Source organism: Desulfuromonas sp. AOP6 (genome assembly GCF_009731355.2).
Classification (GTDB): domain Bacteria; phylum Desulfobacterota; class Desulfuromonadia; order Desulfuromonadales; family SZUA-540; genus SZUA-540.
The window spans coordinates 155446-180187 of record NZ_AP022810.1; the positions used below are offsets into that span (position 1 = coordinate 155446).

The following is a 24742-nucleotide window of genomic DNA, read 5'->3' on the forward strand; positions in this document are numbered from 1 at the left end:
ACGGTTTGATGACCCATATAGCCGTGGCGATGACAGGAGCCTCCGGAGCCGTTTACGGGGTACGCCTGGTCGAAGAACTGCTCAAGGCAAATTGTCAGGTCTCTCTGGTGCTGACCAGGTCCGGTCTGGATGTGCTGCAGTACGAATTAGGCCTGGACTGGTCCGGCACTGCAGTCCAGACGCAGGTAAAGGTGTCCAGGCATTTTGCCGGTGCCCAGAACCTCTCTGTCTACGATGAGCAGGATATGTTTTCTCCCCTGGCCAGCGGTTCCTCCGTGCCCAGGGCCATGGTGGTCATCCCCTGCTCCATGGGGACGGCGGCCCGCCTGGCCGCCGGCATCAGTGGAAATCTGCTGGAACGAGCTGCCGATGTGGTACTGAAGGAGCGCCGGGACCTGATCCTGGTGCCCCGTGAGACACCTCTAAACCAAATTCACCTCGAAAACCTGCTTACCTTGAGCCGCGCCGGGGCTCATATCCTGCCGGCCATGCCCGGATTTTACCACCGCCCCCAAACGCTGGATGACGTCGTGAATCACCTGGTTGGCAAGGTTTTGGATAGCCTGAATATTGAACACAACCTGTTCCCGCGCTGGGGACAGTTGCAGGAGTAGCAAAATGGAAGCGCTCTATGAAAAGATCAGGTCCCGATTAGCGGCGGGGGAGCGGATGACTGAGGCCGAAGCCCTGGCTCTGTTCGAAGCCAAAGACCTGCTGGAGATCGGCGAGCTCGCCGCCCTGGCCAACGAGCAAAAAAACGGCCAGCGAGTCTATTTCAACGTCAATCGCCATATCAATTACTCCAACGTCTGCGTCAACCAGTGTACCTTCTGCGCCTTCTGCAAAAGCGCCGAGGAGGCAGGGGGTTATACCTTGGCCCTGCAGGAGATTTTGGCCAAGGCGAAAGAGGCCAGGGAGGCTGGCGCAACTGAAATCCATGTCGTCGGCGGCCTGCATCCCGAACTGCCCTATGAATTTTACCTGCAGATGCTCTCTAGCATCAAAGAGGCCTGTCCGGAGGTTCATCTCAAGGCTTTTACCGCGGTGGAAATCGATTACTTCAGCAAGCTCTCCGGGCGTTCCGTCGAGCAAGTTATTGAAGACCTGAAGGGCGCCGGATTGGGCTCGATGCCGGGCGGCGGTGCCGAAATATTCGCGCCAGCGGTGCGTGAGAAGATCTGTCCGGAGAAGATCTCGGGCGCCCGCTGGCTCGAAGTGGTGGAAAAGGTGCATCGGGCTGGCCTCAAAACCAACGCGACCATGCTGTTCGGCCATCTGGAATCCTATGCAGACCGGGTGGACCATCTTGCCAAGTTGCGGGCCCTGCAGGATCGCACCGGCGGATTTCAGGCCTTTATTCCCCTGGCCTTTCAGCCCGACAACACGAGGGTGCCCGGTGCCAAAGGGGTCGGTGGCGTCGATGCCCTCAAAACCCTGGCCATCAGCCGCATCTACCTCGACAATTTCCAGCACATCAAGGCCTACTGGGTCATGCTCGGTCTGAAGATTGCCCAGGTCGCCCTGGCTTTCGGCGTGAACGATCTGGATGGCACCGTGGTGGAAGAGAAGATAGGCCACGACGCCGGGGCCGAATCTCCACAGATCCTGGCCAAGGAACACCTGGTAAGCATGATTCGCAAGGCAGGCAAGATACCAGTGGAGCGCGATACCCTTTACCGGGAACTGGGAGAGGCGACATGAGCGAACTGTCGCAGGTGGTGGAAAAGGTACGCCAGGGTAAAAGAATTGACCGGGCCGAGGCCCTGATCCTGCTGGAGCAGGCCGACCTGCTCGCGCTAGGGAAGATGGCCGACAGTTTGCGGCGGCAGAGACATCCCCACGGAAGGGTGACCTTCGTGGTCGACCGCAATGTCAACTACACCAATGTCTGTCAATCCCGCTGCCGTTTCTGCGCCTTCTATAGGAATGCGGACGCCAAGGATGCCTATCTGCTCACCCACGACGAGATTCTCGCCAAGGTGCAGGAGTTGGCGGAACACGGCGGCACCCAGCTTCTCATGCAGGGAGGCTTGCATCCCGAGCTCAAGATTGACTGGTTCGAGACCCTTTTCCGCCGGATCAAGGCGGCTTTCCCGGCCATGCAGGTGCATTCTCTCTCCCCCGCCGAGGTCATCCATGTGGCCCGTCTTTCCGACCTCAACATGACGCAGTGCCTGTCCCGTTTGCAGGCGGCCGGCCTCGACTCGGTACCGGGGGGAGGTGCCGAGGTACTGGTAGACGAAGTGCGTCAGCAGATATCCCCCAACAAGATCGGCTGGGAGCAATGGGCGGATGTCATGAAGGCTGCGCATGGACTGGGAATGCGCACGACGGCGACCATGATGTTCGGCTCCAAAGAGGGGGCGCGGGACATCGTCGAACACCTCTTCCGCATTCGGGAAATCCAGCAGGAAACGGGTGGCTTTACCGCCTTCATTCCCTGGACCTTTCAGCCGGATAATACGGAACTGGGCGGTCAGGTGGCGACGGGGGTCGAATACCTGAAGGTACTGGCGCTGTCGCGCATCGTCCTCGACAACATCGACAACATCCAGGCCAGCTGGGTGACCCAGGGGGACAAGATGGCTCAGGTGGCCCTCTTCTTCGGAGCCAATGACCTGGGAGGGACCATGCTCGAAGAGAACGTCGTGGCCGCCGCCGGGGTAACCTTCCGTATGTCGCAGCAGGAAATCGTCACGCTGGCACGGGAGGCTGGCTTCATCCCGGCCAAACGCAATACGCTCTATGAGATACTGCAGGAATACTGACCAGACAGAAAAGGACGACGCTATGAGTTGCCTGCGCCCCAATATCGCCCAAATGGCTGGCTATGTGCCGGGGTATCAACCCCCGGACAGCGAGGCCTGGATCAAGCTAAACACCAATGAAAACCCCTATCCCCCGTCGCCGCAGGTGGTGGAAGCCATCCGCCAGGAGCTGGGCGAGCTGGGCGACTCGCTGCGCATGTATCCGGACGCCGGCAGCGTCCAGGTGCGGCGGACGGCGGCGACGCTCTTCGGGTTTGAGCCGTCCTGGGTGATAACCGCCAACGGCTCCGACGAACTGCTCAATAACCTGATCCGCGCCTTTGCGGGGGAGGGCGAAGAGGTGGCCTATATCCATCCCTCCTACTCCTACTACGCGACCCTGGCGCAAATCCAGGGAGCGAAAATCCGCACCTTTGGGCTGACGGCGGATTATCGCATTGCTGATTTCCCCTCCCGTTACGAAGGCAAGCTCTTTTTTCTCACCAGCCCTAATGCGCCCTTGGGCTTCACGTTCCCCTTGGATTATGTCGCCAATATTGCCCGCCGCTGCGCCGGCATGCTGGTTGTCGACGAGGCCTACGTCGATTTCGCCGAGGCCAACGCGCTGGAGCTGGTGAAAGAGTTCGACAATGTGGTGGTTACCCGCACCTTCTCCAAGAGCTATTCCTTGGCCGGTATGCGCCTCGGCCTCGCCGTGGCCCGACCGGAGGTAATCCAGGCCCTCGACAAAATTCGGGATCATTACCATCTGGACCGGCTGGCCCTCGCCGCAGCGGGCGCCGCCCTGCGCGACCAGGCCTATCTACGGGAAACCGTGGGCAGGATACGTGACACCAGGGCATGGTTTTCGACGGAGCTGGGCGCCCTCGGTTACGCGCTGGTCGATTCACAGACCAACTTTGTTTTTGCTTCTCCGCCCGACCGCAACGGCAAGAGGGTCTACGAGGGGCTTTACGCTCGCAAAATACTGGTGCGTTACTTCTCCGATCCCCTGCTGGCCCATGGACTGCGCATCACCATAGGGACCAGGCAGGAGATGGAGCAGACCCTGGCGGTCCTTAAGGAACTGGGTTGAACCAAAAGGGTCCGCCGACAAGGGAGGCCAGCATGGAGCCCGGGGCTTTCGGCGAAGCCCTTCTGGCCTGGTACGGTGACCAGGGCAGAGAGCTGCCCTGGCGGCAAACCCGTGACCCCTACCGTATCTGGCTCTCCGAGATCATGCTGCAACAGACGGGGGTCACCGCCGTCATCCCCTATTACCAGCGCTTCCTCGAGCGCTATCCCACCGTCGCGGCGCTGGCCGCAGCACCGATTGAAGAGGTGGTCGATCTCTGGGCCGGCCTCGGCTACTATTCCAGGGCCAGAAACCTGCACGCCACGGCCCGGCAGATCGTAGCGCGTTTCCACGGGCACTTCCCCGCCACCCTGGAAGAATTGCAGTCCCTGCCAGGCGTAGGTCGCTCCACGGCTGGAGCGATCGCCGCGCTCGCTTTTGAAAAACGCGCTCCCATTCTTGACGGCAACGTGCGACGTATTCTGTGCCGGCTCTTTGCCTGGCAGGAAGATCCCGCCACTGCTGTGGCCCAGCGGCAGCTGTGGGAATGGGCCGACCACCTTACGCCAGCGACGAGGGTGCATGACTACACCCAGGCCATCATGGATCTGGGGGCCACCGTCTGCCTGCCCCGAAATCCCCGCTGCTCCGACTGCCCCGTCGGCCGCTTCTGTCTGGCTCAGACTCTGGGCCTGGAAAAGAGCCTCCCCCGGCGGCGCCCGACCAAAGCCGTGCCTACCGAAGCACAGGTTGTCCTCATCCTGGCATGGGGAGGCCGCATTCTTGTTCGTCGCCGGCCCCTGCACGGCCTGCTGGGAGGACTGTGGGAGTTTCCCGGACGCGCGCTTGTCCACGGGCAGTCCAGCGCGCAGGCCGTCGCCGCAGAGCTGCTGGAGAGAGGGTTGTCGGGGCGAGTGCAGCCCGTCGGCACGATCCGGCATGCCTACAGTCACTTTCGTGTGCAGATAGAGATTTTTAAAGTCCAGGTTGAAAAGTTCGAGGGTGTGGCCGAAGGGGGAGACGGCGAGCAGTGGCTGCCAGAACAGGCCCTGCCGGAGATGCCCCTGCACGGCGCCCATAAGAAGGTACTGGGTCTGCTTCTCAAAAAGTCAGACCGTTCATCACGCAAGGAGACCACCATTGCTAGCCAAGACTGACAAGATAGAGATCATCACGACCGCCCCGGCTCTGGCCGCTTTCACCCAGAAACTTGCAGGACAAAGCACCATCGCCGTCGACCTTGAGGCGGACTCCATGCATTCTTACCGTGAAAAAGTCTGCCTGCTGCAATTTACCACGGAAGAGGAGACGATTCTCATCGACCCTCTGGCCGTACCCGACCTGACCCCCCTGGCACCGGTGCTGGCGAACCCGGCCATCCGCAAGATTTTTCATGCCGCCGACTATGATATCCGCTGTCTTTACCGCGATTTTTCCCTGGAGATCAACGGGCTCTTCGACACCATGATCGCCTGCCAGTTTCTGGGGGAGGAAAAGGTCGGGCTGGCCGATGTCCTGCTCAAATATTTTGGTATCGAGTTGGACAAGCAGTACCAGCGGGCCGACTGGTCAAAACGCCCCCTTTCGCCGGAGATGATTCGCTATGCCGCCGAAGATACGGCGCATCTGCACCGGTTGAGCGTTATTCTGGAAGAGGCGCTACGGGAAAAAGGCCGGCTGACCTGGGTGCAGGAAGAATGTGGATTGATGGAAAAGGTCCGTCACAGTGAGCCAGGCGGACCACTTTTTTTGCGTCTCAAGGGTGCCGGGGTGCTGCCCCGCCGCTCGCTGGCTGTGCTGGAGGCTCTCCTGCAGTGGCGGGACCGGGAAGCGCAGCGTCGGGACAGTCCCCATTTCAAAGTGTTGGGGAATAAGTCGCTGCTACACCTGGCGCGAACGATGCCTCATTCCCTGCAGGGGCTGGTGGGGATCGAAGGAGTTTCGCCGCGGGTAGTGGATCGCTATGGCAAAAGCCTGCTGACGGCGATAGAGGCCGGCAAGGCCGTGCCAGAAGGGGAGCTCCCCAGCTTTCCCCGCACTGAGCGCCGCCTTCGTGACGAACAGGTAGACCAGCGGCTGGTGCGCCTGAAGGCGTGGCGCACCGAAAAAGCCGAGGCCCTGCAGATGGATCCAGGCATAGTCATCAACAATGCCCTCCTGGAGGAGATCGCCTGGCATCAGCCGCACGATGAAAAAACCCTCCGCCAGACCCCCGGCCTCAAAAACTGGCAGGGCGAGGTGTTGGCAGAGGGTTTGTTGAAGACGCTGGCGCAGGCTTAATTCCTTTTTGAAATCAGCTCTTCTTACCAGGAATGCCCGGGGCGGTCATCGGCAGGGGATCGAGCAGGCGGTTCAATTCCGTTTCATCGAGCACTTCTTCTTCCCGGGCCACTTCCCGTACGGTCCGACCGCTTTCGTGGGCCTTCTTGGCGATCTGGGCGGCGCGATCATAGCCGATGACCGGTGCCAGCGACGTGACCATGGCCAGGCTCTTTTCCACGGTGGCTTCGCAATGGGCCCGGTCGGCCTCCAAGTTTTGCACGCAGCGTCGGCTGAACTGGGTGACGCCGCTGGACAGCAGGGCGATGGACTCCAGCAGGTTGTGAGCGAGCAGGGGCATCATCACGTTGAGTTCAAAGTTGCCCGATAGTCCCCCCAGGGTGATGGCGGCATCGTTGCCGACCACCTGGGCGCAGACCTGCATGAGGCTTTCGGCCATGACGGGGTTGACCTTGCCCGGCATGATCGAGCTGCCAGGCTGCACCGGTGGCAGGATCAGCTCCCCCAGTCCGCAGCGCGGGCCGCTGCCAAGGAAGCGGATGTCGTTGCTGATCTTGAACAGAGCGCCGGCACAGGTCTTGAGGGCACCACTGGCATAGACCACGGCGTCCTTGCCGCCCTGCGCTTCGAAATGATTGGACGCTTCGCGGAAGGGGAGACCGGTTACCTCCGCCAGCCCGGCGATAACCCTGCCGGCAAACTGCGGATGGGTGTTGATGCCCGTCCCCACGGCCGTCCCGCCGAGGGGAAGTTCCATGAGTCCTTCCAGGGCCGTTTCCAGACGACGGTTGGCCAGGGCCACCTGTCGGGCGTAACCGGAAAATACCTGGCCCAGGCGGATCGGCGTGGCGTCCTGCAGGTGGGTGCGGCCGATCTTGATAATGTCGGCAAAGGCCTCCGCTTTTTCCCCCAGTGCTTCCTGCAGAGCGAAGAGGGCGGGGATGAGGCTGTGGCGGATCTCCACGGCGGCCGCCATGTGGATGGCCGTGGGAATGACGTCGTTGCTCGATTGTCCCAGGTTGACGTGATCATTGGGGTGGATCGACCGCTCGCCCCCCCAGCCTTCCAGTTGGGTGGCGCGGTTGGCGATGACCTCGTTGGTGTTCATGTTGGTGCTGGTCCCCGAGCCGGTCTGGAAGATATCGAGGACGAAATGGCTGTCGAGTTCGCCGCGGATGACCTCTTCGGCGGCCTCCATGATGGCCATGGCCCGCTCACTGTCAAGCAGGTCGAGTTCCATGTTCACCCGCGCGGCCCTCTCCTTGATCATGCCGAGGGCCCGCAGAAAGGGGCGGGGGAAGCGGTATCCCGAAATAGGAAAGTTCTCCATGGCTCTCGCCGTTTGGGCGCCGTAAAGGGCGGCGGCGGGCACGGTCATTTCTCCCATGGAGTCCTTCTCGATGCGTGTTTCGGACATGACGTCTCTCCTTGTTGGTCACCATGTGCTTTGAAAATTCTGCTCCGTTGCAGGGGTCTGACTTTTGAGAATAGCAATCTCGCTTGTCCTGTCAACGGCTTATGGCGCCGGAAGCAAGAATTATCCCTGTCACAGTGTCTGTTATTGCCTTTGCCTGCCGCCAAGGCTTCACGTATGATGTGCCCATGACCACCCTGGCCCTGATTCTCATCCTGTTTTCCGCCTTCATGCACGCCTTGTGGAACCTGCTGGTCAAGCGCAGCCGGGACAAGACGGTCTTTATCTGGTGGATGTTCGTGGCCTCGGCTGGCTGCCTGCATGTGTTCCTGCCACTGCAGCCCGAGCCCTTTCCTGCCCTGTCCCCGGCGGTGCTGTTGCTGGCGGCGGCCGGAGCCGCCTGTTTTGTGCTCTATCACCTCTTCAATGGCCGCGCTTATCGCGACGGCGATCTGTCCCTGACCTATCCTTTAGCGCAAACGTCCATGCTGTACGTTCCCCTCTGGGGGGTGTGGTTACTGGGGGAGCAGATCTCGCTGCTGGGAGTGGCTGGCATTCTGCTGATTCTGGGCGGAGCCTGGGCGGTGCAGCTGCGGCGCTTTACCCTGGGCGAGATAGCGCGGCCTGTCCGCAATTTGGGGAACCCGTCCGTACAGGCCGCTCTCGCCGCCGGTTTCATCTACTCCCTGGGAGCGGTGGTCGACAAGGTGGGGGTGAGCCTCTATCCTCCTTTCCACTTTACCTACCTGCTGGTCATGTTCATGCTGCTGCTGATGACCCTCAACCTGCTGCGCAGCCCCTATCGCGGACGCATTATGAACGAATGGCGCCAAAGCCGGCACCTGGTGCTGCTGTCAGGGCCGATTATGATGGGGTCGTTTCTCACTTTCCGCTACGGGCTGAGCCTGGCCCCCATGAGCTATGCAGTGCCGGTGCGCCAGGTCAGTCTGCTGATCGGCGTCCTCATCGGGGTTCTCTTTCTGGGGGAGACCTGCGGGCGCATCCGCTTTTCGGCCACCCTGCTCATTCTGGCCGGCGTGGTTCTGATCCGCCTCGGCTGAATCCGGGCGGCCCATGAAAGGACAAGGATAATGAAAAATCTGGCAAACTTCTTTTTCGAAGTCGGCATGCTCAAGCGCACTCCACGCACGGGCTTCCAGTTCCTGGGCTCCGGGGCCGAATCCGTTGCCGAGCATTCCTTCCGCACCGCCATCATCGGCTTCACCCTGGCTCATCTCGACGAGGAGGTCGATACGGGCAAGGTGGTGCAGATGTGTCTCTTCCATGATGTCCCCGAAGCCCGCACCGGCGATCTCAATTATGTGAATAAAAAGTATGTCAAAGCCGACGAGGAAAAAGCCGTGGAGGATCTGGCCCGTACCTTGCCCTTCGGTGATGACTACCGGGCCCTGTTGGAGGAATTCGGACGCAAGGAGAGCCGCGAGGCCCAAATCGCCCATGATGCCGATCAGCTTGAGATGATTCTGGCGCTTAAAGAGTATAAGGACCTTGGCAACCGCAATGCCGATGAATGGTACCCCTTTGCGGTGCGCCGCCTCAGGACCGAAGGGGCCCGCCGCCTCGCCGAAACCATCTGGACCACGGATTCCACCCGCTGGTGGTTCGATGGCGACGGCGACTGGTGGGTGAACGGCAAACGCTGAGGCAAGCGGCTTGACTGCATCGGGCAGAGGTGCTAGAAATAAGGGCTTTTTAAAGCCAACATGGGGGTGCGTTCATGCTTGACATCAAATATCTGCGCGAAAATATGGACGAAGCCGAACGGCGTCTGGCCACCCGGGGCGGGGCTCTCGACCTTTCCGCCTTTCGGGGTCTCGACCAGCGGCGGCGCGAGCTTCTGGGCGAATCCGAGTCGCTCAAGGCCGAAAAGAACAAAGTCTCCGCCCTCATCGGCCAGACTAAGGATAAAAGCCAGGTCCAGACGGAGATCACCCGCATGAAAGAGGTCTCCGCCCGTATCAAGACCCTCGATGATGAACTCAAGGACGTCGAGGAGAAGCTGCAGGGCCTGCTCATGACCGTCCCCAATATTCCCCATGAGAATTGCCCGGTCGGCGCCTCCGAGGAGGACAACAGCGAAGTGCGCTCTTGGGGCTCCCGGCCCCAGTTCGACTTTGCCCCCAAGCCTCACTGGGAGATCGGTGAGCAGCTCCGTATCCTCGACTTTGAGCGTGCCGGCAAGCTGACCGGCGCCCGCTTTGTCCTCTACCGGGGAGCCGGTGCGCGCCTGGAAAGAGCCCTGATTAACTTTATGCTCGACCTGCATACCACCCGCCATAAATATATTGAAATTCTGCCGCCCTTTATGGTAAATAGGGTCTCCATGACGGGGACAGGGCAACTCCCCAAGTTCGAAGACGATCTTTTTCATCTAGAAGACCCGGATTTTTTTCTCATCCCGACGGCCGAGGTTCCCGTAACCAATATCCATCGGGACGAGATTCTGGCGGCCGGCGCGCTGCCGGTCCTTTACACCGCCTATACGCCCTGCTTTCGCAAGGAAGCTGGTTCTCATGGCAAGGACACGCGCGGCCTCATTCGCCAGCATCAGTTCAACAAGGTGGAACTGGTCAAGTTTGTCCGACCGGAGCATTCCGACGCTGAACTGGAAAGCCTGCTGGATAACGCCGAGGAAGTTCTCCGTCAGCTGGGGCTCCCCTACAGGGTGGTAGATCTCTGCACGGGGGATATCGGCTTCTCCGCCGCCCGCACCTTCGATATCGAAGTCTGGCTGCCCGGACAGGATGCCTACAGGGAAATCTCCTCCTGCTCCAACTTTCGCGATTTCCAGTCCCGTCGAGCCAGCATTCGCTTCCGCCGGGAAGAAGGAGAGCGACCCGAGTTCGTCCATACCCTGAACGGATCCGGACTGGCGGTAGGGCGCACTTTGGTGGCGATTCTAGAAAACTATCAGCAGGCCGATGGGTCGGTGCTGATCCCGGAAGTCCTCAGGCCCTACATGGGTGGCTTGGAACGCATCGAAGCCTGATAAAGTGACTGCGGAGGAGTGGCCGAGTGGTTTAAGGCGGCGGTCTTGAAAACCGTTGTACGAAAGTACCGTGGGTTCGAATCCTACCTCCTCCGCCAAATTTAAAGCATAAACGCACGTTTCACATACATATCCATAGCAGTATCCGCAACGGAGAGGTGGCCGAGTTGGCTGAAGGCGCTCGCCTGCTAAGCGAGTGTACGGGGTAAACCCGTACCGAGGGTTCGAATCCCTCCCTCTCCGCCATTTTTAAACAATAAGATACCGGGATTCGAAGCGAAGCAAGCGCTGCCAGCGGCAGAAAAGCGGACAGGATGTCCGCGTCAGCGAGCGTAGGGGAGCCGACGCCGGAGTCGCCGTGATGGCGACGACAGAGTGGGCGAATCCCTCCCTCTCCACCATTTTAAATCGATGAATTCCTCTTCTTTTATTCCCTGACCATACCCTTTCACTCCTTGCATCAAGAGGTATCCATGTCTTTTGTTGCCCGCCGTGCCGTAGTTCTCTTTGTTCTGCTGGTGACAGGTGTTTCAGGCTGTGACTCAAAACCCTCAACCGAAGGGTCGATATCCAGTGAGGCTGTAAAGCCAACCGGTTCCGTCAAGGTCGTCGTGCCGCCCGAGGTCGAAGGGCAATGGAAAGCCGTCAAAATCGCAGTACAGGATCGACAGCACAATACGGAAAAAATCTACACAGTCGACATCGGCTCCTCTTTCCAGCTCGACGACGGGGGGATATCCGTCCACACCAAGGTGTTTTTGCCGGCCTTCATCATGGATGGCGTGGAGATGACCTCCGCTTCCAATGAAACGAAAAACCCGGGTGTGCAGATCTCGATCTTTGAAGGAAGACAGGAAATTTTCCACGGCTGGCTGTTCAGTCATTACCCCGGGGCGCACGCCTTCAGGCATCCACGATTCAACTTCACCCTGGTCGATTACCTGCCCACCGAAAAAAAGGTTGACAATCCATAGAAAATAAGCGATAAACCTTCTTCTTGACACGCGCCACTAGCTCAGCTGGATAGAGCGTCTGACTACGGATCAGAAGGCCGGGAGTTCGAATCTCTCGTGGCGCGCCACTAAAAATGAAGCCCCAGCATTGAAAAGTGCTGGGGCTTTTTGCATCGGGAAGACCATGGATAACGCGGACGAATTCTTCATGCGGCAGGCAATCGACGAAGCGGTGGCCGCCGAATCGATCGGCGAAGTCCCCGTTGGCGCGGTCCTGGTCAAAGATGGTCAGGTCGTCGGCCGTGGGCACAATCGGCGAGAAACCAGCAACGATCCCACCACCCACGCCGAAATGATCGCTATCCGCCAGGGCGCCGGCCATATCGGGCACTGGCGCCTCCTCGACTGCACCCTCTACGTCACCCTGGAGCCCTGTGTCATGTGCATGGGCGCCATTATCCTCGCCCGCATACCGCGCCTCGTCTTCGGCTGCCGTGACCCGCGCGTCGGGGCCGTTGGTTCCATCTACGATTTCTCCAAAGATCATCGCTTCAACCACCGCGTCGAGGTGACCGAAGGAATCCTCGCCGAAGAATGCCGCGACCAGCTCAGTGGGTTTTTCCAGAAGCTGCGGGCCCAAAAGAAAGCGGAAAAAGCCAAAGAAGCGCCCCCACAGTAAAACGCAGCGCAAAACGCGCTTGGCAAAAGGGCCCGCAATAAGGTAGGATGTCGCCCAATTCGCCAACACGCTTCTGGAGGGGTGTCCGAGAGGTCGAAGGTGACAGACTCGAAATCTGTTGTGCCGCAAGGCACCGTGGGTTCGAATCCCACCCCCTCCGCCAGTAAAATCAAGGGCTTATCCGAATACGGCTAGGCCCTTTGTGCTTTTGACGTGCATTTTTGCGCACTTTTGCCGTACTTCTCCGCAAACATCGACAAAATATCACCACTTATCACAACAACTGCCGGCCAATTTTCAGTAGAAAAGGGGACAGGCTACTTTTCCTGAATCTTCCTTGGCCGCCCTATAGGCCTGAGAGTTGATTCAAGACCGAACTTCCCGCACACTCTCTTTTGCCAGTCATCTTCTCCAAACGGCGCCTGCCGCTCCATGCTTTTTTGCCAATTGTTTTGTTGCTCTTGCGTCAGGGGTTGATTTACAAATTCAGCCCAATTCAAGTTATAGAGAGTCGGTAGCGGAGCCGTTATCTGCCTTTCCTTTTCCCCGCTGCTTTCGCAGTAGGAAGACCATGGCCAGTTTTGTGCTTCATCCACCATACCGGCACGCAGCGGATTGGCTTCGATATAGCGGGCCGCAGTGACCAGATAATTGTCTTGCTGAACAATAAAGCTCTTATAGCGCCCTTGCCAAACGTGGCCACTGCCGCCGTAATGCCGGTGATAGCGACGAACATGGCTGGTCATCAACCACTGCATGCAACGACTCAGTTCTTCCCCCTTTTCCGCACGAACCAACAGATGAAAATGGTTGGGCATCAGGCAGTAGGCAAAGAGAGTGATCGGATAGCGCTCAGTGGCCTCACTCAGGAGGTTGATGAACGCGAGATAGTCCTGATTTTTATGGAAAACCTGCTGGCGATTATTGCCGCGATTGAGGATATGGTAGCAGTAGCCGTCGGCTAAGCCTCTGGAAGTTCTTGGCATGGGTCACCTTAGCGAAAAGTAGCCTGTCCCGTTTTTATGTTCCGTTTTTATGTTCAATGTAGAATCAAACCCACTCCACCGTGCCATCGGGATGACGCACGCCTTCCACACGATAGCCGTTTTTCTTCTTTTCCTGTTCCAGCCAGTCGAAATACTCACTGTCGCGCTCGTCAAAGGGCCAGTCCCGGTCCATGTAGCGCACCAGCGCGTACCAGAAGCGCAGGGCCTCTTCCGGCGTGGGCAGAAAAAAGCCGGCGAAGGATTCGAGATCTCCCGTTTCCGAATCGGGCAGGTCGATGTTGAGCCGTGAACTCGAAGCCAGTCCGGAAGTGGTGATCCCGGTGGTGGAGAAATGCAGATCGTAGAAATCGACGACCCGATGCGGCTCATTGCAGCGGTAGAGATAGACCTTTCCTGTCGAACGTTCGAAGATGTGGCAGGCGTCGCGATCGGCAGTGCGTGCCTTGTGGCGGGCGTAAAAACACAAGAGTGCCAACAGGCCAGAAGCGACCCAAAAAGGGGGTTCAATCCTATTGTGGTACAAATGGGCCAACACAATCACAGCGGACGCAAATGCCCCTCCTCCCGCCATAATCATAGTAAAGCCCCAGACCCGGGACTTGCTGACAATCGTTTTGCCGTAATAGCGCTCGGGGGTCATGGTCGCTTGGTGATAACCCAACCATCCAATGCTCCCCCCCCCCGGTGCATCCTCCGGTACCTCGAAGGGCAGGGGCGGGGAATAGGTGCGCTTCCTGCCGGCTTCGGACTGCTCGAAGAGCTCCAGGGTGCGCCCGTAGCGGGCGGCCATCTGAGGGTTCATGCGGCTGCTGTTGTTTTCCGGTTTAATCATGACAATACGGCCTCGGGAAAGTGCACCACCACCGGGTCGGGACCGGCGAGGGCGGTGTGTTCAATTTTAACGGGAAGGACCCGGCTGCCGTCGCCGTAAAGATCGACCAGGGCCTGGGCTTCATAGGTAGCAAAATCTCTGATCGCTTCGAAATTGTAGGCGAGGGTCAAGGTATAGGATCCGTCCTCATTTGATATCAACTCACCCTCGTCCCGTGGAAGAATCACCTTTTTTTCGGCAGGCTTGCCGAAGCGCAGGGGTGATAGACCAAAGAGGGTGTAGTCGATTCGGGTTTTACCTTCGAAAATCAGGGGCAGGCGGATTCTAAGTTCGATCATGTGGCCCGTGAAACCCAGGCGCCGAATACGGGGGTCCAGGCGGGGACTGAAGAGAATATTGAAAAGCGTCGCCTCAGCGATGGCATCATCACGCCAACTTTCAAATTCTCTGGAACCTTTGTAGCGATTTTCCTTGTCGCGGCCGAAGGGACCGCGGACCAGAAAATGCTCCAGGGGGGTTCTGGAGAAAAAGAACATGAGCGCACCCCCCACCAGCATGATGGCGAGACCAGCAGCGGTTCCCGCTCCGACACGACTTGCCTGGAGGCTGCGGCCCAGGGGAACCTTCGTCTTGCCGAATCGGGCGGCTCGAGTCGCTTGCGTCCCCCTGAAGCCGCTGGCACCGAGGGTGTTCATCTCGACCACCCCACCCAGTGTCGTAGCGGCAGCCAGAATGGTGGAGCCTAGGGCTGAAACACCAGCGGCGACTGCACCACTGGTATTCCCCACCTTGTACTCGGCCCAGGCATCGTTCCAGGCCTGGGCTACGACGATGACATTGGCGACGAAACCGAACACGTGAGCGCCCCCTGCGACGGCGATTCTCTTCTTAGTGAGGAGTTGTTGCTGCCACCGCGGCAACTCTTTGTTGTCCCACCCGGCGCCGATCTGCTTGACCTCCTTGAGGTAGGTGTATCCGAGGCTAATGAGGGAGAAGATTGCCGCATACGCCCGGGTCTCTTGCGTTCCAATCTGTCCCTCTTTCATCCCCTTCACCGCCTTTCCTAGATTCATCACCTCCAGCACGGCGAAGAGGCGCACGGCATTGAGTTTGATCAGCGGGTGATTGTTTTGCAGCCACTTCACGGAACGACCGAGGGTCAGAGCCATCTGGCTGGACACGCCGTTTTTGATTACCACCCATTGGGGTACCTCAAAGCACCCCCGCACCAGAGTCGTAAAACTGTTGTTCAGATATCGCACCTTGGCGGTGGCGGCGGCGCTTCCCGCCAGCACCTGCGCCAGATCGAAGTTGCTGTGGACAAGGGTGTATTCGCCATCGGAGATCTGTTCGACAACCTTGGTAAGGAGCGCGAAAACCTGCTTTTCCAATTCAGGATCTAATTGGGCCGCAGCCGCCATGTTTTCAAAGAACTCGGCAGCCTTATCGACATTCTTGCCGAGGGCTTCGATTTTCCTGGGACAAGGGCTGAGGGCACTGACCAGGAAATGATCCGGCTGCCTGAGGCTTGTACTGAGATACTGCCTTCCCTCGCCATAAATCAGGTGACCGACCAGTTCACTGGAGAGCAGATGCCCCTGAAGCAGGAGTTCGACATGGGGGTGTTCATCGTAGTCCTTCATGACGGTATGAATGTCGGGACATCCTTCAACGGGTGCACTGGTAATGAATTGACCCAAAACCACGGCGGCGTCTTCCAGCGCGCGAATGTGCTCGATCTGCCGGTCCCACTGGACGATCTCCCTCAGTTCGTCCATATCGACAAGATCGGCTGCCTCTTGGGAATCAAGGCCCATCTGAAAGACAATCTCCGCCATGGCGTTCTTGGTTCCGGCCTCTTCGGCGGCTTGGTCTCTCCCCTCCAGGTAGTTCTGCTTGCAGACGAAAACCTCCGTCGCCAAATCTTTGGCGATGCCGATGGGATCGTGCAGATAGACCACAGGAATTTTGCTTTCCCGATGAATGGCCAGATCATAGCGCAGGGGAGGCTCGAACTGATCCGCCGGGCCGATCACTCCTTCCTCCTGGTTGAAATCGGGATAGCTGGAGAGATCGATCTTCTGCATACGCCGGCTGCGCAGCTTGGCGGCCTCTTCGAAATCATTCCCGGCCATGCCGCCCATGGCGTCAATACGGGCCCAGCTCCATTGCACCTCGGAGTAGGCCATCTCCAGCGCGACCGCTTTTCCCTGAATGGTGCAGGGTACCACCACGCGGCTGTCGCTGGTTTGCACCGTGGCGGGCCGCACATCCTGCCCCTTTTCGTAGGTCAGATTGACGTCGCGGAAAAAGCCTTCCCGCTCGACTTTGAGCTCTCGCCAGAGTCGGCCATTCACAAAGATATAGAGCCAACCCATATCCTGGCTGCAACGCGGGTATTGGGCTTTGGTGCGGTCGGCGTTAGCCGTCGTGGAACAGCGGGGCAGCAGGGGAACCAGGATCGTTTGCCACCTTGGTGAGGTCTCCTCTCTGGAACAGGTGGAGAAGCCCTGTACCAGGGGGATCTGATAGGCACCGTGCTTTTCATCCGGCTGGTAAAGAAAAAGGTCATAGTCACCTTCGGCGAGGTTTTCAAAAATCAGTTCGCGGCGGTGATCATCGGTGCGGGCTGTGGAGCCCAGGGGGACTTCATGGGTGCTGTCGCCGTTTCTGGCAATCAGGGTGCCCTTCATGTTCAGGCTTTGGGTGCCAGCGATCTCCAGGGCGAGCTTAAAGGGTGTACCCGGTTTGTCCAGAGCGTCGACCAAGGCGAGGGCCTTGGCGGGAGCGGGCGAGGCTCCCGGTTGCACCAGGGGCATGGGGGCGGTGTTGCGGTTGTTGGAGACCATAAGATCGCCATTGCGCACGGCCGCTATCCCTTCAATGTACACATTGGGGGAGGCGGTTATAAAATCGGCCTTGCCCATGATGGTGCCGGAGTGAAGTCCCTGGCGATTGCCGGCTTCATCGCCGATGCTTTTGGCGAAGCTGGAGTTTTTGGTGCAGACGGGATGGCCGTTGATAAAAACAGTGGCAGCCGTATTGGCAGCATCACTTGATTTGGCGATATTGGTGTAGGGGATATTGACGACAGCGGGACCGATCTGCGTGCGACAGACATCTACCGTGGTCAGGGTGCCGCCGCTGCCGGCATGCACGGCACTGCGGCCGTTGATAAGGACGTTGCCGGAGTGTGAAACAGAATTTTTATGCGTGACCTTGGCAGTTTGTATCTTGGTCTGATTTTCGGACATTGGTGAAGTCTTTAGTCTGGATAAATCCTGATCTATTTTTTGAAGCTGAGCCGATGTTATTTTCGCCAATGATTTTTCATTCCCCGCAACTTGCAAAGGTTCAAGGTCCGAAATTGACGGTTCATACTCCTGTGTCCCCTGTAATTTTTGTAAATAACGCCTGTACCGTGGGATGAGAGGTATAACTGCTCGGTCAGCTATTTGCAAACCACCATATTCTTCTTCCGGCCCATCGTGATGAAATTTATAAACCCATCTGTGAAGTTCAGAATCGGAAATGCCCCTACTCCGTGCCAGTGTGATGTTTTCTGAAGTGAAATCAACCAGCGCTCTCGCTTGAGCATCCATGTTCCACCGATTGTCATCCGAAAGACCGTAGGCGGAACCGGTTCGATTGATGAACTGTCCTAAACCACTTGCGCTGGTAGGTCCTGCCGCCGCATCCGGGTTAAACCCAGATTCGTGTCGTGCGATGGCAAGGGTCATCGCAATTAGGTCATCAGACATCCCTTTTGCGCGGCCAGCCGCTACAATGGCGTCAATAGCTTGTTGTTGTACATCAAGAGAGGCATCCCCGTGTCGGCGACTGAAACCTGAAGGGCGGCCTGGAGTGGAATCGATAGGAGAATGGTAGTGTGACCATTCAGCTACTTGACTTGAGGTGTAGGCTGCACCCCGCGACGAAAATATGTCATCAGTGTTCATTGAACGGCTCCAGGTGAGTCAATGGATTCCTGAGGAAAATAAGAAAAGAAAAAGTCTAATAATCTGCGCTATTCATTGGCGGTAATTTCATCGACTAGGCATTCAATCTTTGACTTCCATGACATGGGTTCATCACGACTTATCGGATATATCTTGGCCGCCAGGAGGCAATTTTTCTCATCGGTACGGTACAGTGGAGAAGCGACTGAAGTGAACCCACGCTTGATAAGTTGTGGTTCATCCAGACGGAATAGCAAAATCTCCCAACAACACCGTGCGCCACCACTAAAAACCGATAAGGCAAAATACTCAACCCCTTGATGGCTCAGTAAAAACCATGGTTTTTCCTGCTCGGGATCAAGAACATAATTGGAGGATTCCCAGAGGAGTAATTCAAGCGCCTTATCGTCACTCCACGTGACGCAAAGCCTGCTATTTTCTTCTGAGGTCTCTGAACTCAAGACAATATGTCCCCCACTTAAGGGTGTAGGAATGTGAACGGCTTGAAGGCTGTTTACTTCACAAGAAGCTCTCATTTTTTGTGAAAGAGGATTTGTCAGAGAGTTTGCGGTTGAGGCACACCCAGAGAAAACTAATAAAGCAGAAAGGTACGAGAGAACTCGGGTACAGGCAATGCGGCGATAGGACTGAACCACGGTATGAATCATTATGATCTCCCTTGATGTAATCTGCCAAAATGTGTAAATGGATTTCGATCTCTATAGTAGGGATGTAATTCAAAAACTTTAAAGTTTTATAACGTTGCTGCCTGATTGACCATTGAAATTTCAAATTAAATTTTATGGGAAGGGGATCCTTCCCCGGCTTCACAGCGGAATAGTCACTGTTTTGGATGATTTTCTGGACATCGCCTCTCCAGGATACGGTGGTTTATGTAGCCACAGCGCCCCACGGGGCGGGGTGGCGCCTGCTTCGCAGACCAATAGGCTGGTGATCGCTGAATAGGTGAAGTCTAGACGGGCACAGCCCAGGGCCACTGACAGCGGCAGGGTCGCTGCACCGATGTCGCCGAGAAAATGGCAGGGGTAAAGCTCCTCCATGCCCTGCCGGGCATTTGGCCATAGGTTCTGGCGCACTTGATGCCATTCGAGAGTTTGGCAGGCGCTGGCATCCAAGGGGAGGATGACGGCGGCCGGTTCGAGTGTGTTTTGGTCATCCTGTGTGCTTTTTCTGATGGCCTCGGCGAGTCCCGTCATGCTCTTTTCATCTGCCTGACCGGGAAAGGGTTCCACGGTGGCGGCGAGAGTGGTGATGTGGGCAAGGCCTGGTGCAGTTGTGGTTTTTTGCAGGAACAGAAAGACGGCGGCTTCGCCGGGAAAGATCCCGCTGCTGCCTGCCGTCAGCAGGGTACGACTTTGCATCACCTCCAAGCAGGTGGCGGTATCGACGAGGGTGTCGGCGCCACCGAAGAGGACGGCATCCCACATCCCTTTTTTGAGTTGCTCACAGGCCTCAAGCAGAGCGGACACGGACCCATCCGCCGGGGTCAGGAGGCGGATTTCAACCTGTTCGGCTTCTGGCAAGGTGCTCCGCAGGAAGGCCTGTATTTGCTGGTGATCGACCTGACTGCCTCTTATGGTGTCGATGGGAGGCAAAAGCAGTATAACCAGCAGGGAGCGGCCGACAGGCAGGGAAGGCTGTTTTTCCAGAAGATTGTACAGGGCCTCTTCCAGAAGGGCGAGAAGACGATCCTGGGGTGACGTCAAGTCGTCAAACTCCGGTAGGGCGCCAGTGTGGATGGGCTGGAGCTGGTCGGGATTGTTTTCTGCCGGCAGCATCAGGCCGGGATGCGGTCTTGCCGTGGACATATTGGTAGCCACGCCGCCAAAAAGAGCGGCCGTTTCGCTGCCAAAACGGCAGCAAAGACCGATATCCATTATTTGGACGACGGTCTGGGGTTTGGCCACCTCAGGTCGTGAAGGATAGCTGGCGAGGGACGTTTTGCTTGGGCACATCAGGTTAACGCCTCGGCGACGACTGGATTTTTTTCTGACAAAAGATTGCGCAGAATGAGTAAGCCGAATTCTTTTTCGTGCAGATCGAGGACGACCCCGCAACGAAAGATCTGATGAATTTCCTGACGGTTCGTATCGATGACAAGAGTGTCACATACCGGGTCAAGGCGGCTGAGTTGTTCACCTGCGTGACGAAAAACGGCGGGTTTCAATTCGGGCAGCCGGATGAGAACCTCGTGGGAAGCTTCCGCGAGCAGCCCGGTAACCTTAAGGACCATCTCCCCTTCAAAAGGGGCATTAAAGCGTTGATCCTGGGGGGCGACGTTGTGCATTGTTGCCGGGAGCGGCACCGCCCAGGGGCAAAGGCCCTGGGCGACGGATTCGGCATCGATTTCCCCGACTTCCTGACAGCGGGGATCCCAGAATGGCGGCAGGGGACCGAACCCCGCGGGCTGCACGCGGCTGGCCGGACTGCTGATAAAGTTGGGTCCAATTTCGATAGCGGGCAGGCCAAGGTTCTTGGTTCGCAGGCCGCGAAAGCTGTAGCCGACGCCAGCCGGGTTGGCGAGGCAGACTTGTTCAGGATGGGCAGGGTCGCTTCCGCCAAAGGCATTTTCGTAAATCAGGGGCACAGGGGCGGTGATGGAGGCAGGTTTCCCCGGCAAAGGAGTCAACATTCTGCGCTGCCAACTGCGGTTTCCGAAGACACGCAGCTCTTTGTGCCAGTAGCGGTTATTGTTCTGGCACAGGCTCAGAGCTACCTGAATGACCCGGCTGCCGTACGGGTCAGGCTGCGCGCTGCCGAACAGGTAGAGTTCGGCCCCCTGTTTGAACGGGGCCACTTCACTGCTGGCCACCAGGCTTGAGTACGTCGGTTCGCCCCGGTACTGATCAGCTTCCACGATAGGGCCTTGAGGCAAAGCGGTCAGGTTACCCTGACCGTCAAATTGATAACTGGCCTTAAAGACCAGCGTCCATTGTCGGTGGCCTTGGCGGCTCCAACCGGGATAAAGACCGGCCGCCCAATCCGTCTGGTTCTCAAGCTGCATCAACGGGCCTCCTGTCGGACTCTTTGCGGCGCTTCTTGGGCCAGATGATGCTGACGTTTCACCTGCAGGACGTTGGCACTGATACCGACCGGGGCCCCCTGCAGATAGGCAAGCAGGTCAAGCAGGTGATGACTGAAACGCCCGGCCCAGTTTAGACACTGTTGCCTGACCCAGGGAATATCCAACTGTCGGCCCATAAGGAGGCGCTGACCGACGGCAAGCCGATCGCGATGCTTGTTCCACCAGACTGTCGGGCCGTTTTGTCGATCCGCGCCTGTCTGCTCGGTTACCAGCTGCAGATGGGGAGAGACCTGGAGGTCTGTGCCGCTTACCCAGCGCCAGATCTGAGCCGAGAGGGCGGGGTCCTTCAGCTGCGGGGTCAGGCTCAGTAGGGCATCGATGGCCTCCCGGGTGCCATGAAGAGCCAGCAGTTCAGCCGCGCGTTCGGGGTGTTTGGCGGCATAGTGACGGATGACTTCGACGAGCTTCGGCTCGGCCGCCATCGCGCCCAGGCGTAACAACTGATAGAAGGCTTCGGGCTCGCTTTCCGTTTCAATGCAGCGCCACAGGTGTTTATCCGTTGTCCTATCCCCATGTAGCCTGGCGCCCCAAAGGGCTGCCGCCAAGATGAGGCCCGAGGTTGCCGCAGGGCGACTGTCGCCCTGCCAGCCCTGAAGGTAGGGGGCAAACAGGTCAAGGCCGCTGCCCGCCTGTCGGCTGGCGTATTGTAAAGCCGCTACCTGCAGGTGAGGATCAAGACCGCGCAGTTCGGCCGCCGAGGTCAGCGCCGCAGGAACGGCGTAGGATTGTTCCTGCCAGAGCTGAAAAAGCAAAGCGCGAAGATGGGGGGTCTCCCGGTAGAGTTCGAGCAATTGCTGACCCTCGGCGGGAATGGACACCAGGGCCAGGGCCTGAAAGGCCCCCTGCTGAACCGCGCCACCTTCGGCCAGGCAGGTCACAGCCTGTTCATATCCTGCCAGCCGGCGCTGCCTGTCCCTGGACAGCAGTTGGCTGGCGAGGCAGACAAAGGTTTCCCCCTCATCGGTCGGATTTGCCGACGTCTGCGGGCGGTGAGCCAGGACATGCAGATGGATGAAAAGGCGCTGCTCCAGGCCTGCCAGCATGGAGGCATCGACCAGGGGCTGCTGTTGCAGGAAGCACCTTTGAACATAGAGGGCTTGGGCCGATTCCTCATGGGAAGCCAGAAAATGGATGGTCATGGGGTCAATTGATCTCGATGGTCGTGCCCTGTAGCCGCATGCGGCCATGGGCGATACTGATAATCTGCCGTCCGTTCAGGCGGATTGAGCCGTCTTTGTGAATTTCCAGCCAACTGTCTCCCACCTGCAGGCGGATACCGGTGGCCGCTTCCAGGTTCAATTGACCGTTGTCTGTCTGCAGACGCGGGGCGGGTTCTTCTCCCTTGGCCCTGAGGCGGCCGCAGACAATCAGGCCGACCTCTGTCTCCATCGTCATGACGGCATCCCCTTCTTTGAGATATTCGGTCTGATGCAGGTGTCCGGCCACGCGATATTTTTCACCGCCCTGTTCCACCAGCAACGCTTCTCCCTCACAAACGGTGAGAACCGTGGCAAGATGCACCGGGAGGTGGCTCGTTGGATGGAGGGCTTTCAGGTTGCTGTGCATGTTTTTCCCTTCCTTATGGCCTCTGCGGGAATTGCCAGGGGACTCAGTTTCCGCTGATCTGGTTGCCTTTAAGATGAATGCTCTGACCGTTGATAGTGACCTTATCGGCGCTGATGGTCAGGTCTCCTGACGGGGATATCTGAATGGTGCCGTTGCCCTGCCTGATGGTTATGGGACCGCCACCCTGACCGAGAAGACTGATGTCTTTGGCCGCCTGAATGCTCAGACTGCCCTTTTCAATGGCAAGTTCCATCTTGTCGTTGCGCACCTGCATAGACAGAGCTTGGCCGACATCGAGGATCAGGTTCTCGCCAGCTCTCAAGGCGATGTCATGCTTTTCAGCCTCGAATTGAATATTCTGGGCGGCCTTGAATTGGATATCGGTGGCGGCCTGCAGGGAAATATCCTTATTGCGGGTCATCAACTGCTGGGAGTTTTCCACCGTGACGATATGGTCACCACCGCTTTCGACGAACTGGCTCTCTCCCGACTCCATCAGCAGAGTTTTGCCGGCGTGGATTTCCATGTCGCCTTCGCGGGTTTCCAGCCGCACCTTGTGGGATCCGGCCTGGGCATCGAGGGTCAGGATATTTTTCCGTTCGGCGGTGAACAGGTCGATGCGTTCCTTCTGGCGGCGGTCATCCATGCAGAGCTCGTTGCCGCTGACGGTACGGATGATGTTCTGGCTGACATTTTCGGCGTTGACCACATTGGGGGTCTGGGGATTGGACAGGGCACCGAGTATAACGGGGCGGTCGAGGTCGCCGTTGAGACAGGCGAGTACCACCTCCGTTCCCCCCTGCAAAGGAAAGTGCATGCCATGCTGCTCACCACCATACGGCTGCATCAGCCGCACGGGATGGCTGGCCTGGGCCAGGGGGGCCTCGCCGCGATCAAAGTCGGTACGGATACGATAGCGTCCCTGTTCATCGAGACAGGCATATTCCGTTCCGTCGCTTTCAACCCGGGCGGTAAACAGACCGAGCACTTGCCGATGTTCCGGGACGGGCGACCGAAAAGGAATCTGTGCCTTGATGAGCTGAAGACGGTTGACATAGGTGGGGCCTTTTACCTCTTCGCCCCGGGCCAGGGCAGCTTCCTGGTGGCCGCTCTGTTCCATGCTGACCACCAGATAGTCGCCATTGAGACTTTCGTCAGGGTGGTCGCTTATTTTAAGCCGGAAGCCGGGAACGATGCCCCGACAGTCCGTCTCCGCCTCAAAGGTCTCCCGGCGGGCATCCAGGGCCTGTCGACGGATTTGCGCCATGTGCTCGCCCTCTTCCGCCGTTTTGAAATGATCGCCGTGGATCGCCTGTTCCCCAACGGCATTATCCGAGGTTGCATTGAGCCTGACATCCAGAGGGGTATCGGGGGTGCGATAATTGTAGTCCGTCAGGCGAACGCCTCCCGGCAGCCACTGCGCCTGGGGAGAAAGTGCAAAGACCGTTTCGGCCGTGCGAACCGAACCGGTCTGGGGTCTGTATTTCAGCTGCTCAATGCCCGGCAGCATCGGCCGACGGGTGCTGTCGTCACAGAAAACGACACGGCATCCCTGCACCCGGTTTTCGAAAGTGAAGAAGATCCCGTGGCGGGCCAGTTGGCGGCGGAGAAAGTCGAAATCGGATTCAGCGTACTGAACCACGAACTCTCGTTGAGGATAGTTTCCTGTTAATTCGAGATGGAATTCGTCTTTGCCATATCCAGCCCCGATCAGTACCTCTTCGATAAGCTGACCGATGTCGCGGCCTAGAAAGACCCGATTGCTGGTGTTCAGGGTCAGGGGGAAGAGGGGGGAGCTGAGAACGGCCCGGTAGGAGACGCCGTCCGGGGTGTTGCCAGTGCGCTCAAAGCGAGAGATGACCCCGTGCAGATAAACGGGTTGAGGGCCCCAGCTCAGCTCCAGGGTGGCGCTGCGTCCGATGATGGTGCGTGGCAGCAGTTCGGCGTCCGAATGCAGACAAATCTCAAAGCGAAAGTCTGCCGACAGACCCTGAGCGGAGCCGCTAAAACGGGTCAGGGTGAAGGTGTCGTCCGGTACCGTCCGAATGCGCAGGAAAAACTGGCTGCAATTGGCGGCCGGAAAATGAGCGGCGGGAAAATTCATGAACCGTTCT

General features: G+C 58.1%; 21 protein-coding genes and 4 tRNA genes. 15 read left to right on the top strand and 10 right to left on the bottom strand.

All coding sequences use genetic code 11. The annotated features are described in order from the left end of the window. Positions 1–8: 8 nt before the first annotated feature. Genes AOP6_RS00770 through AOP6_RS00795 form a run of 6 tightly spaced genes read left to right on the top strand, consistent with a single transcriptional unit; the run spans position 9 to position 6102 of the window. A complete protein-coding gene (locus AOP6_RS00770; RefSeq protein ID WP_155874742.1) occupies positions 9–614 on the top strand; it encodes a flavin prenyltransferase UbiX in 606 nt (201 codons plus the stop codon). A 4-nt stretch (positions 615–618) separates the two neighbouring features. Further along, the gene (mqnE, locus tag AOP6_RS00775; protein ID WP_155874743.1) at positions 619–1701 is read left to right on the top strand and encodes an aminofutalosine synthase MqnE; all 1083 of its coding nucleotides are present in this window, start codon (positions 619–621) and stop codon (positions 1699–1701) included. Beyond that, positions 1698–2768 carry a cyclic dehypoxanthinyl futalosine synthase gene (mqnC, locus tag AOP6_RS00780; RefSeq protein WP_155874744.1) on the top strand — a complete coding sequence of 357 codons (1071 nt, stop codon included), beginning with the start codon at positions 1698–1700 and terminating at the stop codon, positions 2766–2768. The genes mqnE and mqnC overlap by 4 nt, the downstream gene beginning before the upstream one ends. A gap of 22 nt (positions 2769–2790) precedes the next feature. Further along, the gene (gene hisC / locus AOP6_RS00785) at positions 2791–3843 is read left to right on the top strand and encodes a histidinol-phosphate transaminase (RefSeq protein ID WP_155874745.1); all 1053 of its coding nucleotides are present in this window, start codon (positions 2791–2793) and stop codon (positions 3841–3843) included. A gap of 32 nt (positions 3844–3875) precedes the next feature. Then, complete coding sequence (gene mutY / locus AOP6_RS00790) at positions 3876–4979, top strand: A/G-specific adenine glycosylase (protein ID WP_155874746.1); 1104 nt, start codon at positions 3876–3878, stop codon at positions 4977–4979. Continuing rightward, on the top strand, positions 4963–6102 hold the full coding sequence (locus AOP6_RS00795; RefSeq protein WP_225897320.1) for a ribonuclease D: 1140 nt from the start codon (positions 4963–4965) through the stop codon (positions 6100–6102). Before mutY ends, AOP6_RS00795 begins: the two co-directional genes overlap by 17 nt. Positions 6103–6115: 13 nt before the next feature. Here AOP6_RS00795 and AOP6_RS00800 read toward each other — a convergent pair whose 3' ends face one another. Then, on the bottom strand, positions 6116–7519 hold the full coding sequence (locus AOP6_RS00800; RefSeq protein ID WP_155874747.1) for a class II fumarate hydratase: 1404 nt from the start codon (positions 7517–7519) through the stop codon (positions 6116–6118). Between the two features lie 185 nt (positions 7520–7704). On the opposite strand from AOP6_RS00800, the gene AOP6_RS00805 reads away from it, so the two are divergent. The 9 genes from AOP6_RS00805 (at position 7705) to AOP6_RS00845 (ending at position 12321) form a co-directional block, all read left to right on the top strand. After that, positions 7705–8577, top strand: a complete 873-nt coding sequence (locus tag AOP6_RS00805) for an EamA family transporter (RefSeq protein ID WP_155874748.1) — start codon at positions 7705–7707, stop codon at positions 8575–8577. A 30-nt stretch (positions 8578–8607) separates the two neighbouring features. After that, entirely contained in the window at positions 8608–9180 is a 573-nt protein-coding gene (locus AOP6_RS00810) for an HD domain-containing protein (RefSeq protein ID WP_155874749.1), read from the top strand. 74 nt (positions 9181–9254) lie between these two features. Then, entirely contained in the window at positions 9255–10526 is a 1272-nt protein-coding gene (gene serS, locus AOP6_RS00815; protein WP_155874750.1) for a serine--tRNA ligase, read from the top strand. 12 nt (positions 10527–10538) lie between these two features. After that, a tRNA-Ser gene (locus AOP6_RS00820) sits at positions 10539–10624 on the top strand. A 54-nt stretch (positions 10625–10678) separates the two neighbouring features. Further along, positions 10679–10772, top strand: a tRNA-Ser gene (locus AOP6_RS00825). Between the two features lie 227 nt (positions 10773–10999). Then, a complete protein-coding gene (locus AOP6_RS00830) occupies positions 11000–11500 on the top strand; it encodes a DUF2155 domain-containing protein (RefSeq protein WP_155874751.1) in 501 nt (166 codons plus the stop codon). 30 nt (positions 11501–11530) lie between these two features. Next, a tRNA-Arg gene (locus AOP6_RS00835) sits at positions 11531–11607 on the top strand. Positions 11608–11663: 56 nt separating this feature from the next. After that, positions 11664–12158, top strand: a complete 495-nt coding sequence (tadA, locus tag AOP6_RS00840) for a tRNA adenosine(34) deaminase TadA (protein ID WP_155874752.1) — start codon at positions 11664–11666, stop codon at positions 12156–12158. A gap of 75 nt (positions 12159–12233) precedes the next feature. Then, a tRNA-Ser gene (locus tag AOP6_RS00845) sits at positions 12234–12321 on the top strand. Positions 12322–12475: 154 nt separating this feature from the next. Here AOP6_RS00845 and AOP6_RS00850 read toward each other — a convergent pair. The 9 genes from AOP6_RS00850 to tssI all read right to left on the bottom strand — a co-directional run bounded on the left by AOP6_RS00850 (position 12476) and on the right by tssI (position 24732). Further along, the gene (locus tag AOP6_RS00850; RefSeq protein WP_155874753.1) at positions 12476–13144 is read right to left on the bottom strand and encodes a transposase; all 669 of its coding nucleotides are present in this window, start codon (positions 13142–13144) and stop codon (positions 12476–12478) included. 64 nt (positions 13145–13208) lie between these two features. Beyond that, on the bottom strand, positions 13209–13997 hold the full coding sequence (locus AOP6_RS00855; RefSeq protein WP_155874754.1) for a hypothetical protein: 789 nt from the start codon (positions 13995–13997) through the stop codon (positions 13209–13211). Continuing rightward, positions 13994–17251, bottom strand: a complete 3258-nt coding sequence (locus tag AOP6_RS00860; protein WP_225897392.1) for a PAAR-like domain-containing protein — start codon at positions 17249–17251, stop codon at positions 13994–13996. The genes AOP6_RS00855 and AOP6_RS00860 overlap by 4 nt, the downstream gene beginning before the upstream one ends. Positions 17252–18024: 773 nt before the next feature. Continuing rightward, positions 18025–18624, bottom strand: coding sequence for a hypothetical protein (locus tag AOP6_RS00865; protein ID WP_155874756.1), 600 nt, complete (start codon positions 18622–18624; stop codon positions 18025–18027). Between the two features lie 159 nt (positions 18625–18783). Beyond that, entirely contained in the window at positions 18784–19932 is a 1149-nt protein-coding gene (locus AOP6_RS00870; RefSeq protein ID WP_155874757.1) for a hypothetical protein, read from the bottom strand. Beyond that, positions 19932–20981, bottom strand: a complete 1050-nt coding sequence (locus AOP6_RS00875; RefSeq protein ID WP_155874758.1) for a DUF2169 domain-containing protein — start codon at positions 20979–20981, stop codon at positions 19932–19934. Before AOP6_RS00875 ends, AOP6_RS00870 begins: the two co-directional genes overlap by 1 nt. Continuing rightward, on the bottom strand, positions 20981–22201 hold the full coding sequence (locus AOP6_RS00880; RefSeq protein ID WP_155874759.1) for a hypothetical protein: 1221 nt from the start codon (positions 22199–22201) through the stop codon (positions 20981–20983). Before AOP6_RS00880 ends, AOP6_RS00875 begins: the two co-directional genes overlap by 1 nt. Before the next feature lie 4 nt (positions 22202–22205). Further along, the gene (locus AOP6_RS00885; protein WP_155874760.1) at positions 22206–22628 is read right to left on the bottom strand and encodes a hypothetical protein; all 423 of its coding nucleotides are present in this window, start codon (positions 22626–22628) and stop codon (positions 22206–22208) included. A gap of 43 nt (positions 22629–22671) precedes the next feature. Further along, the gene (tssI, locus tag AOP6_RS00890; RefSeq protein ID WP_155874761.1) at positions 22672–24732 is read right to left on the bottom strand and encodes a type VI secretion system tip protein TssI/VgrG; all 2061 of its coding nucleotides are present in this window, start codon (positions 24730–24732) and stop codon (positions 22672–22674) included. Positions 24733–24742 lie beyond the last annotated feature (10 nt).